This window comes from Mycolicibacterium palauense (genome assembly GCF_002592005.1).
Taxonomy (GTDB): Bacteria; Actinomycetota; Actinomycetes; order Mycobacteriales; family Mycobacteriaceae; genus Mycobacterium; species Mycobacterium palauense.
Map to the genome: position 1 here is coordinate 83,373 of NZ_NVQF01000011.1, position 17,804 is coordinate 101,176.

Annotated in this window: 14 protein-coding genes; 9 read left to right on the forward strand and 5 right to left on the reverse strand. The window is 69.6% G+C overall.

Annotated elements, in window-relative coordinates; genetic code table 11:
* Positions 1 to 15 precede the first annotated feature (15 nt).
* The 3 genes from CSR00_RS30990 to CSR00_RS06990 are packed head-to-tail and all read left to right on the forward strand — an operon-like array spanning position 16 to position 2,965.
* Positions 16 to 525, forward strand: coding sequence for an SLOG cluster 4 domain-containing protein (locus CSR00_RS30990; protein WP_218014433.1), 510 nt, complete (start codon positions 16 to 18; stop codon positions 523 to 525).
* Positions 522 to 1,124, forward strand: coding sequence for a phosphoribosyltransferase family protein (locus CSR00_RS06985; RefSeq protein ID WP_218014434.1), 603 nt, complete (start codon positions 522 to 524; stop codon positions 1,122 to 1,124). Before CSR00_RS30990 ends, CSR00_RS06985 begins: the two co-directional genes overlap by 4 nt.
* Positions 1,121 to 2,965: an adenine deaminase gene (locus CSR00_RS06990; RefSeq protein ID WP_099021665.1), complete on the forward strand. Its 1,845-nt coding sequence runs from the start codon at positions 1,121 to 1,123 to the stop codon at positions 2,963 to 2,965. The genes CSR00_RS06985 and CSR00_RS06990 overlap by 4 nt, the downstream gene beginning before the upstream one ends.
* Here CSR00_RS06990 and CSR00_RS06995 read toward each other — a convergent pair.
* The 5 genes from CSR00_RS06995 to CSR00_RS07015 all read right to left on the reverse strand — a co-directional run bounded on the left by CSR00_RS06995 (position 2,911) and on the right by CSR00_RS07015 (position 8,184).
* Positions 2,911 to 3,909 carry a LacI family DNA-binding transcriptional regulator gene (locus tag CSR00_RS06995; protein WP_176561935.1) on the reverse strand — a complete coding sequence of 333 codons (999 nt, stop codon included), beginning with the start codon at positions 3,907 to 3,909 and terminating at the stop codon, positions 2,911 to 2,913. The genes CSR00_RS06990 and CSR00_RS06995 overlap by 55 nt on opposite strands.
* 144 nt (positions 3,910 to 4,053) lie before the next feature.
* Positions 4,054 to 4,581, reverse strand: coding sequence for an SDR family NAD(P)-dependent oxidoreductase (locus CSR00_RS07000; RefSeq protein WP_218014435.1), 528 nt, complete (start codon positions 4,579 to 4,581; stop codon positions 4,054 to 4,056).
* A complete protein-coding gene (locus CSR00_RS07005) occupies positions 4,578 to 6,668 on the reverse strand; it encodes a xanthine dehydrogenase family protein molybdopterin-binding subunit (protein ID WP_099021667.1) in 2,091 nt (696 codons plus the stop codon). Before CSR00_RS07005 ends, CSR00_RS07000 begins: the two co-directional genes overlap by 4 nt.
* A complete protein-coding gene (locus tag CSR00_RS07010; RefSeq protein WP_099021668.1) occupies positions 6,668 to 7,672 on the reverse strand; it encodes an FAD binding domain-containing protein in 1,005 nt (334 codons plus the stop codon). Before CSR00_RS07010 ends, CSR00_RS07005 begins: the two co-directional genes overlap by 1 nt.
* Entirely contained in the window at positions 7,669 to 8,184 is a 516-nt protein-coding gene (locus tag CSR00_RS07015) for a (2Fe-2S)-binding protein (RefSeq protein WP_099021669.1), read from the reverse strand. The genes CSR00_RS07010 and CSR00_RS07015 overlap by 4 nt, the downstream gene beginning before the upstream one ends.
* A gap of 236 nt (positions 8,185 to 8,420) precedes the next feature.
* Here CSR00_RS07015 and CSR00_RS07020 point away from each other — a divergent pair, with 236 nt between their 5' ends.
* The 6 genes from CSR00_RS07020 to CSR00_RS07045 form a co-directional block, all read left to right on the forward strand.
* Positions 8,421 to 9,407, forward strand: coding sequence for an amidohydrolase family protein (locus CSR00_RS07020; protein ID WP_099021670.1), 987 nt, complete (start codon positions 8,421 to 8,423; stop codon positions 9,405 to 9,407).
* 37 nt (positions 9,408 to 9,444) lie between these two features.
* On the forward strand, positions 9,445 to 9,927 hold the full coding sequence (locus CSR00_RS07025) for a (2Fe-2S)-binding protein (RefSeq protein ID WP_099021683.1): 483 nt from the start codon (positions 9,445 to 9,447) through the stop codon (positions 9,925 to 9,927).
* Positions 9,924 to 12,080, forward strand: coding sequence for a xanthine dehydrogenase family protein molybdopterin-binding subunit (locus tag CSR00_RS07030; RefSeq protein ID WP_099021671.1), 2,157 nt, complete (start codon positions 9,924 to 9,926; stop codon positions 12,078 to 12,080). The genes CSR00_RS07025 and CSR00_RS07030 overlap by 4 nt, the downstream gene beginning before the upstream one ends.
* 47 nt (positions 12,081 to 12,127) lie before the next feature.
* Positions 12,128 to 14,875 (forward strand): AAA family ATPase, encoded by a 2,748-nt coding sequence (locus CSR00_RS07035; protein WP_099021672.1) that lies wholly within the window; start codon positions 12,128 to 12,130, stop codon positions 14,873 to 14,875.
* Positions 14,876 to 14,986: 111 nt separating this feature from the next.
* Positions 14,987 to 17,551, forward strand: a complete 2,565-nt coding sequence (locus CSR00_RS07040; protein WP_099021673.1) for a DEAD/DEAH box helicase — start codon at positions 14,987 to 14,989, stop codon at positions 17,549 to 17,551.
* A gap of 46 nt (positions 17,552 to 17,597) precedes the next feature.
* Positions 17,598 to 17,804 (forward strand): transposase (locus CSR00_RS07045; protein ID WP_245905878.1); only part of this gene is annotated, 207 nt, incomplete at its 3' end.

The window sequence follows — 17,804 nt, forward strand, 5'->3', positions numbered from 1 at the left end:
ACCAACATCACGAGAGTGTCCGCCGCGGCCGGCCTGGACCCGGCCCGCTACCACCGGGCCGCGCACGACGCCGGTGCGCTGCTGGCCACCATGGGACACACCATGGTCGTCGTCCCGGACCGGGGGGTGGCGCTGGCCGCCCTCGACGGCTACCTCAGTACGGACGGTCCGCACGTGATCGGCATCTGCCCGTCCAGCGGCCCCAGCGAACCTGCGGGCATCCCGGCGATCGCCACGCATCGGACCCGGTGTCACCGCATCGTCGAGGACTGTTCCTGGTTCGAACAGCACCACCGTATCGGCCTGTTGTCCGACGCCATGATCTGTGTCGGCCTGAGCAGTGGAACCCTGACCGAGCTGGCCTGGACCAAATGGACACCCGGACCACCGGTGGCGATCATCGCCGGCACCTTCAGCACGATTCCGCCGGAACTGCACGCCGAAATACCGCTCACCGTTGTGGATTTCCGCGACCTTCCGGACTGGCTGGAATCGGTGTCCCACGAAACGCAACTCGCCGGGTGAACACCTACCAGGCCCAGGTCGGCTCCCAAAGCGTCGCGCTGCCGATCGTCCCGCTCGACGAGGGCACCGCGATCGCGCTGCTGATCACCTTCGACCACGGGGTGGCATTCCTGCAGACCGCGGGCGCCGAGCTCGCCGAGGCCATCGCCGACCTGCGCCCGGAGTGCATCGTCACCGCCGCCACCCTCGGCATCCCGGTCGCCATCGAGGTCAGCCGGGTGCTCGGCCTCGACGACTTCGTCGTGCTGCACAAGTCGCCGAAGCTGCACCTGGTGGATGCGATCACCGAAACGCTGACGTCCATCACCACCGACGGACGCCAGCAACTGAGACTGGATCGGGCACGGCTGCCCGCCGTGGCCGGGAAACGGGTGGTGTTCGTCGATGACGTCATCTCCACCGGTGCCTCGGCGCGCGCCGCGCTGCAGATCCTGCGTACCGCCGGCGCGCAGATCGTCGGAGCCGCCGCGCTGATGCTCGAAGGGTGCGGCGCCGGCGATGCGCTCGCCGAATTCACCACCGAAATAAGGACACTCGGCCGTCTTCCGCTGTTCGAGTTCCATGACCGCTGGAAACCCCGCCTCGAAGGAGACCGATGACTGCAGTGAGACAGCCCGTGCCCCCGAGCGCCCGGCCCCTGGGGCAGGCGGTGCCGCTGTGGGAATGCGCGGCAACGCTGACCTCGGTGTGCATGGGCCGCGCTTTCGCCGACCGGGTGCTGCTGGGCGCGCAGGTGGTCAATGTGCACACCGCCGAGGTGTATCCGGCCGATGTCGTGATCGCGTCCGGGCGGATCGCCTACCTCGGTGACGCGGCGCCCGCGATCGGTCCGGACACCGAGGTGACCGACTTCTCCGGTAGCTATCTGGTACCCGGGCTGATCGACACCCACGTCCACGTCGAGTCCGCGATGGTCACCATCGGGCCGTTCGCCGACGCCGCGCTGACCGCGGGAACGACGACGGTGTTGATCGAAAATCACGACATGGCCAATGTCTTCGGCGCCGAGGGTATCTGCTGGATGCTGGAGGAGGCACGCCTGCAGCGGCTGAAGACCATCCTGGCCGTCCCGGCGTGCGTCCCCCCGATGCCCAGCCTGGAAGACTCGGCTGCTCGCCTGGACCCGGCCGACGTCGCGGCGCTGCTCGACGACCCCGCGGTGGGCGCGCTGGGGGAGATGATGAACATGGCCGGGGTGCTCGACGGCGACGAGCGGATGCTTGCCATGATCGCCGCCGCGCTGGAGCGCGGGCTGATCGCCACCGGACACTGGAGCCTGTCCGGCTGGAACGATCACCGGCTGGCCGCCTACGCCGCCACCGGGATCGACTCCTGCCACGAGAGCGTCAACGTCGAGGACGCCCGGGCCAAACTGCGGGCCGGCATGTGGGTGCAATTCCGAGAGGGGTCCGCCTGGCACGACATGGCGGCATTGGCGCCGCTGCTCAAGGACGGTTCGGTGGACCGCCGGCACATCATGTTCGTCACCGACGACGTGGACCCGGCGTTCCTGCGTACCCACGGCCACCTCGACAACTCCGTGCGGGTCGCGATCGAGCACGGTGTGGACCCGGTCGTCGCCATCCAGTGCGTCACCGTCACACCCGCGGAGTATCTGGGCCGCCGCCAGGACCTGGGGTCGATCGCCCCGGGGCGCTGCGCGGACATCGTCGTCGTCGACGACCTCCACGAGTTCCGGCCCCGCCACGTCATTGTCGACGGTCTGGACCACCGGCCCACCAGCAGCGGTGCGCCGTCGGTCTACCCGACCCGGTCGCGCCAATCGGTGACGCTCACGCCCGCGCTGTCGGTGGAGGATCTGCGCATCCCCGCCCCGGATGCCGACGAGCCGTTACCGGTCAACGTCATCGGGCTCGTCGACCGGGTGGTTCCCACCGAACACCGGGTTCGTCACGTGGCAGCCGCCGACGGCGAACTACGCCCCGACGTGGCCGCCGACCTGCTCAAGTTGGTCCTGGTCACCCGCCACGAGGGCCCCCGCGACATCACGCTGGGGTTCGTCGAAGGACTGGGTATCCGGCGCGGCGCCCTCGCGCAATCCACCGCGCGCGACACCCATCACCTGCTCGGTGTCGGGACGAACGACGCCGACCTCCTGGCCGCACTGAACGAAGTGGAGGGCATGGGAGGCGGCATCGCCGTCGTCGACCAGGGGCGGGTGCTGGCCGCCATCCCGCTTCCCATCGCGGGTCTGGTCACCGAGAAGACGGTCGAGGAGGCCGCCGTCGAACTCGAGGAGGTCGTGTCCGCGCTACGCGGGTTGGGGTGCACGTTGGAGAACCCGCCGACCGCGCTGGCACTGCTGGCCGTCAGCGCGATCCCGGAACTAAGGATCGGAAACCGTGGGCTGATCGATTCGCGGAATTACCGGATCGTCGAGCTCATCGACGCCGAGGTCGAAGAGCGCCAACGGATCTGACCGTCGACGATCAGAGAGGTTGGATCGGCGCCGGCGAGCAGGCCGTCGAGCATCTCGGTGGCCGCGCGGCCCAGCTCTTCGGGCATCAGGTCGATACACGTCAGCGCCGGCATGGCCGAGCGGGCGTACAGGCCGTCCGAGGCCGCGACGATCTGCAGGTCGCCGGGGACCGACAGGCCGGCCTGCCGTACCGCGTGCAGCGTGGGCGCGGCCAAGATCTCGGCCGCGATGTAGAGCAGATCCACAGTGCCGCCGGTGCAGGCGGACAGGACCTGGTCATAGCACGTGGTGGTGTCACTGTCCGACGGCAGCAGCAGGACCCGCCCCTCGTTGCCGGTTTCGTCCACCCACCGCCGGAAGGCGGCAACCGGATCGGTCAGATATCGCTGGTGGCTCTCGGTGGCGACCATCAAAGCGGTGCGCCCGTCGCGTCGGGTCAGCGCATCCAGTAGCGATCGGGTCAACGCCTGCGCGTCGTTGTCCACCCAGCTGCAGCGTCCGACCTCACGCATGTCGTCGTCCGGGCTGACACAGACGTAGGGGATCTCCCGGTCATCGAGCAGCACGCACACCGGATCGATACCGATCGGGTCGATGACGACCATTCCCTCCAGCGGCAGCCGGGCCAGCGACTCGAGTGTGGCGGTGCTGGGCACCAGGGTGGGAAAATACCCCAAATCCCAAGCAACAGTGCTGATCTCCTGGGTTATGCGGGTGAGGAACTCGAGATCGCCGGCCGACCACGTCGCCTCGCGCTCGATACGGGCCATCACCGCCACGATCCCGGTCGACTGGGATCGCATGCTGCGGGCCGACGGATTCGCGCGGTACCCGAGCTTCTCGGCGAGGCGGACCACCCGTTCGCGAGTCTCGGGGCTGCACCGCCCGCGCCCGTTGAGGGCGTCGGAGGCGGTGGTCGTCGATACTCCCGCCGCGCGGGCCACGTCACGAATGCTTGGCCTATCACGATGGCGTGGCGGACTCACTCCAAGACTCTATCCGAAGTGTGTAGGCGGGAATATCGGTGGAGGCGGCGTTCTCGCGCTGCGCCGCGACGTCGATGAGGCGCCGCGAGAGCCCGTCGGTGATCATCGTCCACGCGTCCGAACCCAGCACCAGGCGCCGCGGTGGCTCCTCGGCACCGGCGGCGCGAATGATCGCCGCGGCCACGCGTTCGGGACTGCCGAGCATCTCCTCGGGGATCGGCGGTGGCCGGTCGACCGGCCACCGCCCTGGGTGCGAAGATGCGGCACCACCGCGCGGGCCAGTTGGATGGATCCGGTCAGGTTGGTCGCGATCATCCCGAGTACGTCCTCGTCACTGAGGTCTTCGGTGATACCGGACACGCCGTATCCGGCATTGGACACGATGACGTCGATGCTTTCCAGGTCGGCGAACGCTTCACCGACGACCCGGCGGACCGCGCCGGTGTCGGTGACGTCGAGGGCCCGCAGCCACAGCCGATCCCCGAACCTCGTCGCCAGGTCGTCGAGCTGCTCGGGCCGGCGCAGGGTGCCCGCGACGGTGTCGCCGCGCTCGAGAAGCTGCACCACCAGTTCGCGCCCCATACCCCGGGACGCCCCGGTGACGAACCACGTCCTCGTCCTTGGTGTCATGTCAGCACCTTCCACGGCAAAATGGGTAGGTCGCGCACCCGTACACCCACCGCGTCATACACGGCGGCGGCCACCGCGGCATCGACACCGATCGCGCCGAGCTCGCCGATCCCGCGCGCGCCGATCAAGCTGGCCGCGTCGTCGAACTCGTCGATGAACGACACGTCCAGGGCTGCCGGGATGTCGGCGTTGACCGGCACCGCGACGTTCGACAGGTTCTTGGCCAGCCAGCGGCCGTGCACCCGCTCCTGGTCGCTTTCCTCCAACGTGGCCTTGCCCCAACCCCAGATGATTCCGCCGGTCATCTGAGCGCGCGCCGTTACCGGATTCAGGATGCGCCCCGCCGAGTACGCCCCGACCGCGCGTCGCAGGCGCAACAGTCCGAAATCCGGGTCCACCCCGACCTCGACGAAGATGGCACCCCAGGAGCGCATCGCAGCCCCCGTGTCCGCGCCGTCCAGATTCATCACACCCGCCGGGGTTTCGAACCAGCCGCGGCCGACGATCTCGTCGATCCCAGCGTTGCGCAGCGCATCGGCCGCCACGCCCTGGATGGCGCGGTCGGCGAGCTGCTTGGCGACATCGCGGGCTGCGGCGGCCACCGCGCTGCCGGCGCTCATCGTGGTCGACGACCCGTAGGCCGGCCCGGCTACCGGAAGATCGGTGTCGCCCCAGTAGATGTCGACGTTGTCCTGCGGAACGCCGAGCTCGTCGGCGGCGATCTGGCACAGGATCGTCTGCACGCCGGTGCCGATGTCGTGCACGTTGGTCTCCACCACCACCGTCGCGTCGGCGCGGAGCCGGACCCGCGCCGCGCTGGGAAACCGGAAGCTGCCCATGGTGCAGGTCGCCATACCGTGCCCGATTACCCACGGCCCGTCGGTGCGTGGCAGCTCGTGGCGCTCGCGCCACCGGTAGCGGCGGGCTCCTTCCACGTAGGCTTCTCTGAGCTTGTTGCTCGACCAGGGTCGGCCGTCCTCGGGGCAGACTTCGGCGAAGTTGGCCAGCCGCAGGTCCAGTGGATCCATCCCGGTGGTTTCGGCAAGCTCGTTCATCGCGCATTCCAACGCCCACATGCCGGGGCCCTCCAACGGTGCCCGCATGGGGGACGGCGCGTTGAGGTTGACCCGCTCGATGACTTGCCGGGTGCGGATGGCGCCCGCGGCGTAGAGGTTTCTGCCGGCGATGGTGGCCGGCTCGACATGGGTGTCGACCATTCCGGTGCTGTTGACCACGGTGTGCTCGATGCCCAGGAGCCGGCCGGAGGTGTCGGCGGCCAGCCGGATGGTCTGCTCCATCCAGGGCTGGTAGCCGACATTGCTGAACTGGTCGGCGCGGCGTAGGTGCAGTTTGACGGGTCTGTCGGTGGCTCCGGCGGCGACCGCGGCGAGGATCTCATGTGGCCAGATGTAGCTCTTGGAGCCGAATCCGCCGCCGATGTGGCGGGCGATGACGCGGATGTGCCCGGCGTCGATCCCCAGTGCGTGGGCGATCACCGGCGGCACCGTGGCACCGGCCTGCACCGAGTCCCACAACGTCAGCAGCTCACCATCCCACTGCGCGACGGTGCCCGACGTCTCCATCGCGTGGTGGTGGCGGGGTGCCTGCCAGTAGGTTTGCTCGATGCGGAACGCGGCCCGCGACCATGCCTCGGCCAGGTCGCCTTGCTCGAAGGTGCCGCCGAACTCACCCGGTGCCGGCTCGCGAGCACCGGCACCGAGCAGCACCGGATCAGTGCGCTCGCAGTCGACGGCCACCAACTCGCGGCCGGCCTCCGCCGCCTCCACCGAATCGGCGATGACGATCGCGACAGGCTGTCCCTCGTAGCGGATCATGTTGTCGGTGAAGGGCATCAGCGTCACACCGGCCGGCGGGGAAAGTTCGGGAAAAGCCGGCATGTCCTCGGCGGTCAGGACGGTGACCACGCCCGGCAGCAGGCGCGCGGCCACACCGTCCACCGCTGTCACCCGCCCGGCTGCCACGGGCGCCCCCACCAGCACCGCGTGCAGCAGGCCCTTGGGGTGGTGATCGCCGGTGAAGCGAGCCGCACCGGTGACCTTGGCGGTGGCCTCGTAGCGGGTGAACATCACGGTGCACCCGCCGCGGTCAGCAGGGCCCGTGCCGCCGCCCGTGCCGCCAGGACCGTTTTGAAGCCGTTGCCCGGCAGGGGACGGGCAACGGCCAGGGCCCGGTCGAACACCGGCAGCAGGGCGTCCCGGTCGAGGGGGAGACCCACGAGGTCGGCCTCGGCCTCGTCGAGGCGCCACGGTTTCTGAGCGACCGACCCCAGCGCTACCCGGGCCTCGGCGATGACGCCGGCGTCGCTGCGCACCGTGGCGGCAGCCGCGACGATCGCGTACTCGTAGGACGCCCGCTCACGCACCTTGACATACGCCTGCCCCTCGGCGGGACGCAGCCGCAGGCGGTAGCCGGTGATCAGCTCGCCGGGGTTCATGCGGTTCTCGCGTTGTGGCTCACCTGTGGCCGCCGCCTCTTGCTGGGTCAGGTGAAACTCGGTCATCGGGATGCTGCGCGGCCCGTCCGTGCCGATGACGTCGATCCACGCGTCCAGTGCGGCCAACGCCACCGCAGGGTCCGAGGGCTGCACCGCCACACAGTCATTGGTCCAGCCGAGGATCGCCTGGCGCTCATGTTGGCCGGTCAGCGACGAGCAACCGCTTCCCGGAAGGCGTTTGTTGCAGCCCCAGGGTAGGGGCGCCTCCGCACGGAAATAGGGGCAGCGGGTGCGCTGCAGCACGTTGCCGCCCATGGTGGCGCGGTTGCGCAACTGCGCGGATGCGGCCTGACGGCACGCCGAGGCCAGCGCCTCCGCACCGTCACCCAAGGCGGGATGCTCGGCAACCTCGTTGAGCGTCGCCAACGCACCGATGAGCAGTTCGTCGTCACGCCGGGTGATCCCGCGCAACTCGTCGATGTCGTTGATGTCGACGACGCGGCCCTCATCGGCGATGCCCAGCCGAAACCAGTTCAACAACTCCGTTCCGCCGGCGATGGCGACGGCGTCGCCACGGCCCAGCGCGGTCGCCGCCGACGCGATGTCCCCGGCGCGGGCATACCCGAAATCCCTCACCGTGGCTGCCCGTGAGCGGCGGCCAGCACGGCCGCGGTGATCTGCGGATACGACGAGCACCGGCAAATATTGCCGCTCATCCATTCGCGCACGGTGGCCTCGTCGGTGGCATGACCCTCGGCGATGCAGGCGACCGCCGAGAGGATCTGGCCAGGGGTGCAGTAGCCGCACTGGAAGGCGTCGTACTCCGCGAATGCCCGCTGGACGGGGTGCAGGGTGCCGTCGGCGCCCTCCAGCCCTTCCACCGTCACCACCTCGCGCCCATCGCACTGCACCGCCAGGGTCAGGCACCCGTTCATGTGCCGGCCGTCGACGAGAACCGTGCACGTCCCACAGGCACCCTCGTTGCAGCCCTTCTTGGCGCCAGTCAGCCCGATCGACTCGCGCAACCAGTCCAGCAGGGTGGTCCGTACCTGCACCTCGGCGCTATGAACGGCACCGTTGACGCGGACGCGGATCGACCATCGCCTCTCGAACGCCAGCGCAGCGTCTGGGGCATCGTCGTCGGGCATGAGACCAGTCCAGCACCGCGGGTGCGTCTGCGGACCCGTGAGATCCCCGTGACCGAGGGACCACGGCGGGCGTCGTCGAGACCGCACGATCGGCGCTGCCCACATGATGGGATCCCGGGGTCACGGGGGTACCACGGGTCCGTGGGGCCGCCGGTTTCGGCAGAGTCCAACACGACACCACCGGTGCACACGCAAGGCCGAACCCATAGCTGTGCCACGAAAGGAGGGGCAGTGCGATGAGTCGACACCTCATGACCGGGTTCGTGGATGTGCACTCACACAATTTCCCCGTCCTCGACGCCGCTGAGCGCGAGACCCAGAACGCCTGGTTGGTGGCCAACCACTTCGCCGGGCCGCCGGCACCCGCATGGGCCGCCGAAGCGGCGCTGTCGTTCATGGACACCCACGGCATCCGCCTGCAGCTGCTGTCCATGCCGGTGGACGCCCCCGTCGAGCGGGTGCGTGAGATCAACGACCGCGGGGCGGCGGCGGCCTCCGCCCACCCGGATCGCTTCGGGTTCCTGGCTACGGTGCCCGTGGGCGACCCAGGCGGCGCGGTCGACGAGATCGCGCGTGTTGCCGACGAGCTCGGTGCCGACGGCTTCGTGATGACCACCAACTGCCGGGGCACCTATTTCGGTGATCCGCTCTATGATCCGGTGTTCGCCGAACTGGACCGTCGTCGCGCCACCGTGTTCGTTCACCCCAGCGCACCCGCCGGGCTCGATCTGACCGCATGCGGACGGCCCGGACCCGTTCTGGAGTTCGTGTTCGACACACCCCGCACCGTGGTGGACGCTGTGTTTGCTCGGGTATTCCAGCGCTACCCCAACCTGCGGATGGTTCTCGCTCACGGCGGCGGTGCGCTACCGGCGGTCTGGCCGCGGGTAGCGGCGCTGGGACCACGTCCATGGGTACCGAATCCCCAGGCCGTCACCGCCGAGGACATCGTCTCCCAGCTCGCTGGGCTGTACTACGACACCGCCAACGCCGCGCACTCGGTGGCACCGTTGCTGGAACTCACCACCGCCGACCACATCCTGTTCGGCACCGACTATCCGCTGGCCCAGATGGAGATCACCGAGGCGTACCTTAGGGATCTGGGGAGCTCGACCGCCCTGAGCGAGCAGGAGTTCGCGGCCCTGCCGCTCACCGCGTTGGCGCTGTTTCCGACGTTGCGGGCCCGCCTGCCCGATGTGGCCGCGGCGCCGGCACGGCCGTGAGCCCGCCGATCACCCCCGAGAGCTGCACGAGGAGCACATGCCCACAATCACGGTGAACGGTGTTGTCCGGGAGGTGCAGGCCGACGACGACACACCGCTACTCTATGTTCTGCGAAATGATCTCGGCCTCAAGGGCACCCGTTTCGGATGCGGTCAGGGCCTGTGCGGGGCGTGCCTGGTGCTCATCGACGGGCGTCCTGACTACTCGTGCAGCGTGCCGCTGTGGGCGCTCGAGGGTCGGGCGGTCACCACGGTCGAAGGGCTGGGCACCGGCGGGCAACCCCACCCGGTCGCGAAGGCCTTCGTGGCCGCCCAGGCGGCCCAGTGCGGCTACTGCATCTCCGGGATGATCGTCGGCGCGGTCGGATTCCTGGTCGAGAACCACGCGCCGACCGAGGACGAGGTCCGCGCCGGTCTGGACCGCAATCTGTGTCGGTGCGGCGCGCACAACCGGATCGTGCGGGCCGTATTGACCGCCGCCGAGGAGCTCCGCGCCGCTGAGCAGCAGGCGTCCTCATGACGCCCACCGGCCCCGGCGCGCTGCCCCGCTCGCTACAGGCCAATCCGAGGCTGGGCCAGTGGCTGCGCATCCTGCCCTCCGGTGTCGTCGAGGTGCGTTCGGGCAAGGTCGAACTCGGGCAGGGAGTGTTGACCGCGCTGGCCCAGGTTGTTGCCGAGGAGCTCGACGTGGCCGTCGCCCGGATCCGCATGTGCGGCGCCGAGACCGGCGTGAGCCCAGACGAGGGATTGACCGCGGCCAGCATGTCGGTGCAGGAATCCGGTGCCGCGCTGCGGGTGGCCGGCGCCGAGGTCAAGACGATCTACCTGGGTCTGGCCGCCGACCGGCTTCACGTCGACATCGGTGAGCTCCGCGTCGACGACGGCGTGATCATCGCACCCGGCGGGGGGTCGACCAGTTACTGGGAGCTCGCCGACGACGGGCTGTTGGCGCGTGACGCCACCGGGGCCGCGGCGCCCAAAGACCCCGGCTGCTATCGGGTGGTGGGCATCAGTGTGCCGCGCCTCGATCTGCCGGACCTCATCGAGGGCACAACGCGGTTCGTCCACGACATGGCCCCGGACGGGATGCTCTACGGCCGGGTTGTGCATCCACCGTCGCGCGGTGCGGTCCTTGCCGAGACCGGCGCCGATTCGCTCGGAGACATCAGCGGGGTCGTCGCCGTGGTGCGGGATGGGAACTTCCTCGGCGTGATCGCCGAGCGGGAGGAGAACGCCGTGCGCGCCGCCGAGCTGCTGCGCTCGCACAGCACGTGGGACGAGCATCCCACGCTGCCGGACGAGGAGAAACTCGCGGCCTTCCTCACTACCGCCGCGACCGAGTCCTTTGTGCTCGCCGACGGCGGGGCGCCCGGCCCCCCGGACGTGCCGGGCGCCGCGGCGACAGCTACGGCATCTCACGAGGCCGTCTTCCACCGCCCCTACATCGCGCACGCCGCGATGGGTCCCTCGTGTGCGGTCGCCCGCTACACCGACGGCCGGGAACCGAGCCTGCAGGTCTGGAGCCACAGCCAGGGTGTCTACGTGTTACGCCGGGAGTTGGCACGGGTGCTCGCCATGGACGAGGACCGGATCGCCGTCAGCCACGTGAAGGGGGCCGGCTGCTACGGCCACAACGGCGCCGATGACGCCGCTATGGATGCAGTGATGATGGCCAGGGCGGTGCCGGGCCGGCCGGTCCAGGTGGTGTGGTCGCGTGCCGACGAACTGAGCTGGGCGCCGCTCGGTCCGGCGGCCGTGGTACGCGTCTCCGCCGACATCGACTCCGATGGGGACGTGCTTGCGTGGCGCCACGAAATCTGGGGCAGCAGCCACAACACCCGGCCGGGATTCACCGACGGGACCGCGCTGCTCGCGGACAGCCTTCGCGACGGTGGCCAGGAGATCGTCGCCGGCCCCGAGGCACCCCTGGAAGCCGGGGGGACCGGCGGGCGAAACTCCGTTCCCGGCTACGCCTTCCCGGCGCACCGGGTGGTCAGCCACCAGTTGGCGAGGATGCCCCTGCGCACCTCGGCGATGCGGGCGCTGGGTGCCTACGTCAATGTCTTCGCGATCGAATCGTTCATGGACGAGCTGGCCGAGGCGGCGGGACGGGACCCGCTGGAGTATCGGCTGGGCCAGCTCCGAGACCCGCGCGCCCGGGCGGTGATCGAGTCGGCGGCAGAGAGTTTCGGCTGGGCGCGCTGGGCGCCGTCGGACTCCGTGGGACGCGGTATCGGCTACGCGCGCTACAAGAACAGCAGCGCCTACTGCGCGGTGGTGGCCGAGGTGGAGGCGATTGCCGAGGTCCGGGTGCGACGCCTTCACATCGCCGTGGACGCCGGACTGGTGATCAATCCCGACGGCGCGGCCAACCAGATCGAGGGCGGCGCGATCCAGGCGACCAGCTGGGCGTGCAAGGAGCGTGTCCGCTTCGACGGGCTGACGGTGACCAGCGACACGTGGGAGAGCTACCCCATACTGCGATTCTCCGAGGTACCGCACGTGAACGTGGAGCTGATGCCGCACAACGGCAATCCCAGCCTTGGCGTGGGCGAAGCATCACAGGGGCCGACCGTGGCCGCGATCGCCAACGCCCTCTACGACGCCCTGGGCGTTCGGGTGCGGACCCTGCCGTTGACCCAGGAACAGATTGTGGCGGCGATGCCGGACTGAGCACGCTGCCACGGCTTTTGCAGCCCGAACGGTCGCCGCGTGCGACGATGCCAATCGTGGCACTGATCGGGCGGGACGGCGAGCAGCAGGTGCTCGCGGAGCTACTCGACGGCGCCCGGCGGGGCCGCAGCGGCGTCCTCGTCGTGCGGGGTGAGGCCGGTATCGGCAAAACGGCGCTGCTGGCGACTCTGGTCGATGGCGCGTCGGACTTCCGGGTGCTGCACGTCAGTGGTGCCGAGCTGGAGATGGAACTCGTCTACTCCGGCGTGCAGCAGCTGTGTGCCCCGCTTCTGGATCTGCTCGGCCGGCTGCCGCATCCGCAGGCCCACGCCCTCGGAGTCGCGTTGGGGCACCGCTCCGGTGCGGCGCCGGACCGGCTGCTGGTGGGGCTTGCTGTGCTGACGTTGTTGGCCGAAGCCGGTGGTGGGTCGCCGGTGCTGTGTGTGATCGACGACGCCCAGTGGGTGGACTCGTCCTCGGTGCAGGCGATGGCGCTGGTTGCTCGTCGGCTCCAGGCCGATCCCGTGGTGATGGTCTTCGCCACGCGGAACCGCGAATCCGACGACGCGCTGGCGGGTCAACGCGAGCTGGCGCTCGAAGGGCTGGCCGATCACGATGCCCGGCTTCTGCTGGCCACGATGGTGCCGGGACGGCTCAACGAGCGGGTTCGTGAAACGGTCCTCGCCGAGGCGAACGGGAACCCTCTCGCCCTGCTGGAGTTGCACAAGGCACTGACTCCGGAAGGGCTGGCGGGCGGCTACGGACTGGCCGCCGCCGCATCGACGGAGACTCAGATCGAGCGCACCTTCGTCCAACAGCTGCTCGGACTTCCCGCCGAGACACGGATGCTCCTGCTTGTCGTGGCCGCCGACCCTGCCGGTCGACCGGAGTGGATATGGTCGGCCATTGAGCGTCTCGGGATCGGCAGGGCGGCCGCACAACCCGCCGAGGCCGCCGGCCTGATCGTCTCCGAGGCCGGTCCCCGTTTCCGCCACCCGCTGATCCGCGCCGCCATCTATCGCAGCTCGTCTCCGAGTGATCGGCGCCGCGCGCACGCTGCGCTCGCATCGAGCATTGCCGGGTCGGTGGTCGAGGACTACCGATCCTGGCACCGCGCCCATGCCGCCGAGGCTCCCGATGCGCAGATCGCCGACGAGCTGGAACGCTCGGCTGCGCGCGCCCGGGCCCGCGGCGGTGTCTCCGCCGCCGCGGCGTTCCTGGAATACGCAGCGAGTCTGACCCCGGATCCGACCGAGCGCGTCCGGCGTGCGCTGGACGCCGCCATGGCCAGTCTGGACGCCGGCATGACGGACGCCGCCGCTCGTCTGGTCTCCTCTGCCTACGACGGCACTGACGATGAGTTGTCCATGGCGCGTTGCGAACTCATCCGCGCGAAGATGGCTTTCGCCGTCAGCCGCGGTGTTGACGCACCGCCACTTCTGCTCGCGGCGGCGAAGCGGCTGGAAACGCTGGACCCGTTGGAGTCACGAAAGACCTACCTCGGAGCCGTGCTGGCCTCGATTCTGGTGGGCCGGATGTCCGACGAGCAGCACAACTCCGCGCCGTCGGTTGCCGAGGCCGCCCGTGGCGCCCCGCCCGCACCCGACCCGCCGCGTGCGGTCGACCTTCTGCTCGATGGGCTGATCGTCCGATTGACCCGCGGGTATGCTCCAGCGGCGCGGCTGCTGCGGGACGCGATCGGCGCCTACCTCAATGAGCTGCGGTCCGGGGTGGCGGATGCACGCTGGCACGATCTCACCGTGCGGATCTGCCTGGACCTGTTCGACCAGGACGCCTACAACTTCCTGACCGCACGCGAGGTCGAGGAGTTGCGCGCCGCGGGTGCCCTGACCATGTTGCCCGTCGCGCTGGTGACCAGTGCCGGAATCTGTGTCTCGGCGGGCAAGTTCGAGCAGGCGGACGCACTGCTCGACGAGTCCGCGGCCATCATCACGGCGACCGGGGCTCCCTTGCGTGCGGCGATCAAGACCTACCTCGCCGCCTACCGAGGACAAGAACAGCTGTGCCGTAGCGGCGTGCAGGAGACCATCGAGGGCGCGGTCAGCCGCGGCGAGGGATATGACATCTCGGTGGCACGGTTCGCCGCGGCCGTCCTGCACAACGGGCTCGGCCAGTATCAGGAGGCATTGGAAGCCGCGGCATCCGGTGCGCGATACGACGATCCGGGAATGTGCGGGTATCTTCTCGTCGAGCTTGTCGAAGCGGCCGTCCGTTGCAGGGAAGCCCCGGTCGCCGCCGAGGCGCTGCAGCGCCTGCTCGAACGCGCGACCGTCAGCGGCACCGACACCGCACTCGGCGTCGCCGCGCGCTCATCGGCGTTGGTTGCCGACGGACCCGCCGCCGACGCGGCGTACCGCGAAGCCATCACACACCTGCAGAACAGTCCCGCCGTGGTGTACCTGGCACGCACTCACCTCGTCTACGGCGAGTGGTTGCGTCGCGTGAAGCGCCGTGCCGAGGCGCGTCGCCAGCTCCGGATTGCCCACGACATGTTCGCCGAGATGGGTGCCGAGGGTTTCGCGCTGAGGGCACGCCGCGAACTCGCGGCGACCGGCGAGACGATCTACGCGCGTCCCCCCGAGACCGTCGCCGCGTTGACGACCCAGGAGAGCCGGATCGCCCGCCTCGCCCGCGACGGCCTCACCAACACAGAGATCGCCGAACACCTGTTCCTGAGTCACCGAACGGTCGAGTGGCACCTTGGCAAGGTCTTCGCCAAGCTCGGCGTCACGTCGCGACGCGAATTGCGGATCGCCCTGCAGGAACAGTCGTGAATGTCCGCACCAGGTCTGAGGGAGGGCCTGCACCCGCGGTTCTCCGTCACCGAAGCACCCGCTGTGGGCCTGCCGGGGTGGCGACGCCCGATATCAGGCAGGCTGGAGGCGATGACCGTCACCCCCGCGACCGGTAGCCCGACGCCCCTGCTGGCCGATCCGGGCGACCTGTCGCCCCTGCGCGCCAAGGGCGCGGACCCCGACGAGCTGTTCGCCTCCTTCGCCGAGTGGGCGGAGGGCAACGGCACCACGCTGTACCCCGCGCAGGAGGAGGCGCTGATCGAACTGGTCAGCGGCGCCAACGTGATCCTGGCGACCCCGACCGGCTCCGGCAAGTCGCTGGTGGCCACCGGCGCGCTGTATGCGGCCCTGGCCGGCGGGCGGCGCAGCTACTACACCGCCCCGATCAAGGCCCTGGTCAGCGAGAAGTTCTTCGCGCTGTGCCAGGTGTTCGGCGCGGCCAACGTCGGCATGCTCACCGGCGACGCCGCCGTCAACGCCGACGCGCCGATCATCACCTGCACCGCGGAGGTCCTGGCCAACATCGCGCTGCGCGAGGGCGGCGAGGCCCACACCGCCACGGACATGGTCGTCATGGACGAATTCCACTTCTACGGCGACCCCGACCGCGGCTGGGCCTGGCAGGTGCCGCTGCTGGAGCTGCCCAGGGCACAGTTCCTGCTGATGTCGGCCACCCTCGGCGACGTCTCGTTCCTGCGCGCGGACCTCACCCGGCGCACCGGCCGGGCGACGGCGCTGGTCGCCAGCGCCCAGCGTCCCGTCCCGCTGTACTACAGCTACGCGACCACACCGATCCACGAGACGATCGGCGACCTGCTCGACACCAGGCAGGCCCCCATCTACGTCGTCCACTTCACCCAGGCCTCGGCGCTGGAGCGCGCGCAGGCGCTGATGAGCGTCAACGTGTGCAGCAAGGACGAGAAGAAGGCCATCGCCGATCACATCGGGGCGTTCCGGTTCTCCTCGGCGTTCGGCACCACCCTGTCGCGGCTGGTCCGCCACGGCATCGGCGTACACCACGCCGGGATGCTGCCCAAATACCGGCGACTCGTCGAGCAGCTGGCCCAGGCCGGGCTGCTCAAGGTCATCTGCGGCACCGACACCCTCGGCGTCGGCATCAACGTGCCGATCCGCACCGTGGTCTTCTCGGCGCTGTCCAAGTACGACGGCACCCGGACCCGGTTGCTCAGCGCGCGCGAATTCCACCAGATCGCGGGACGGGCGGGCCGCGCGGGCTACGACACCGCGGGCACGGTCGTCGTGCAGGCTCCCGAGCACGAGGTCGCCAACCTCAAACAGTTCGCCAAGGTCGCCGACGATCCGAAGAAGCGACGCAAACTGGTGCGCCGCAAGGCACCCGAGGGCATGGTGCCCTGGAGCGAGTCGACGATGAACCGGCTGGTGCAGGCCGCCCCCGAGGCGCTGACCAGCCACATGCGGGTGTCGACGGCGATGATCCTCGACGTCGTCGACCGCCCCGGTGATCCGTTCCTGGCCATGCGGCACCTGCTCACCGACAACCACGAGCCGCGCAAACGGCAGCTGCGCCTGATCCGGGAGGCCGTCGGCATCGCCCGCTCGCTGCTGCAGGCCGGGGTGCTGGAACGCCTCGACCACCCCGGGCCCGACGGCCGGCGCTACCGGCTGACCGTCGATCTTCCGGCCAATTTCGCTCTCTACCAACCACTGTCGACGTTCGCCCTGGCCGCCGTCGACATGCTCGATCCGACTTCGCCGACCTACGCCCTCGACGTGGTGTCGGTGATCGAGGCGACGCTGGAGGACCCGCGCCAGATCCTGGCAGCGCAGCTGAACAAGGTGCGCGGCGAGGCCGTGGCGGCGATGAAGGCCGAAGGCATCGAGTACGACGAACGCATCGAACTGCTCGACGAGGTGACCTACCCCAAACCCCTCGAGGATCTCCTCGACCACGCGTTCGCGGTGTACCTGCAGACCAATCCCTGGGCCGCCGACGGGCGGCTGTCTCCCAAGTCGGTGGTGCGCGAGATCTGGGAGCGGGCCATGACCTTCCGGGAGTTCGTCAGCGTCTACGGGCTGACCCGCTCCGAGGGGGCGGTGCTGCGCTACCTCTCCGACGCGTTCAAGGCGCTGCGGTCCGGGGTGCCGGCCGCGGCGCGCACCGAGGAAGTCACCGACATCGTCGAATGGCTCGGCGAGCTGGTCCGCCAGGTCGACTCCAGTCTGCTCGACGAGTGGGAGGAGCTCACCAGCGCCGACCAGGCGCCGCAGGCACCCGTCGCGGTGCCGGTGGGGCCCCGGCCGGTGAGCGCCAACGAGCGGGCCTTCACCGCGATGGTCCGCAACGCGCTGTTCCGACGGGTGGAGCTGTTCGCCCGGCGCCGCTGCGACGAGCTCGGCGAGCTGGACGCCGACTCCGGATGGACGTCGCAGCGCTGGGCGGACGTGGTGGACGCCTACTTCGCCGAGCACGACGAGGTGGGCACCGGCGCCGACGCGCGGGGGCCCGGGCTGCTGATCTTCGACCGCCAGCCCGCCGTGTGGCGGGTACGACAGATCCTCGACGACCCGGCCGGCGACCACGACTGGGGCTTCGACGTGGAAGTGGACCTGGCGGCCTCCGACGAGCAGGGCACGCCGGTGGTACACCTCCTCGACGCCGGTCGCACGGACTAGGGCGTGTCTGCTTAATGTGAATGGTGTTGTGCTTGATGCTGTTCAGGTGGTCCGGGCTGATGTGATTTCTGATGATTTGTGGTCGTTGATCGAGCCGTTGATGCCCTCGGGGCGGCGGCGTGGTCGTCCCTGGAATGATCATCGGCGCACGTTGGAAGGCATTATCTGGCGTTATCGCACCGGATCTCCGTGGCGTGATCTGCCCGAGCAGTTCGGTGCTTGGCAGTCGGTGGCCGAACGGCATCTGCGCTGG

Coding starts and splice junctions, on each gene's coding strand:
- CSR00_RS06990 (WP_099021665.1), top strand. CDS start 1,121: ATGACTGCAGTGAGACAGCCCGTGCCCCCGAGCGCCCGGCCCCTGGGG.
- CSR00_RS07000 (WP_218014435.1), bottom strand. CDS start 4,581: ATGACACCAAGGACGAGGACGTGGTTCGTCACCGGGGCGTCCCGGGGT.
- CSR00_RS07005 (WP_099021667.1), bottom strand. CDS start 6,668: ATGTTCACCCGCTACGAGGCCACCGCCAAGGTCACCGGTGCGGCTCGC.
- CSR00_RS07015 (WP_099021669.1), bottom strand. CDS start 8,184: ATGCCCGACGACGATGCCCCAGACGCTGCGCTGGCGTTCGAGAGGCGA.
- CSR00_RS07020 (WP_099021670.1), top strand. CDS start 8,421: ATGAGTCGACACCTCATGACCGGGTTCGTGGATGTGCACTCACACAAT.
- CSR00_RS07025 (WP_099021683.1), top strand. CDS start 9,445: ATGCCCACAATCACGGTGAACGGTGTTGTCCGGGAGGTGCAGGCCGAC.
- CSR00_RS07030 (WP_099021671.1), top strand. CDS start 9,924: ATGACGCCCACCGGCCCCGGCGCGCTGCCCCGCTCGCTACAGGCCAAT.
- CSR00_RS07035 (WP_099021672.1), top strand. CDS start 12,128: ATGCCAATCGTGGCACTGATCGGGCGGGACGGCGAGCAGCAGGTGCTC.
- CSR00_RS07040 (WP_099021673.1), top strand. CDS start 14,987: ATGACCGTCACCCCCGCGACCGGTAGCCCGACGCCCCTGCTGGCCGAT.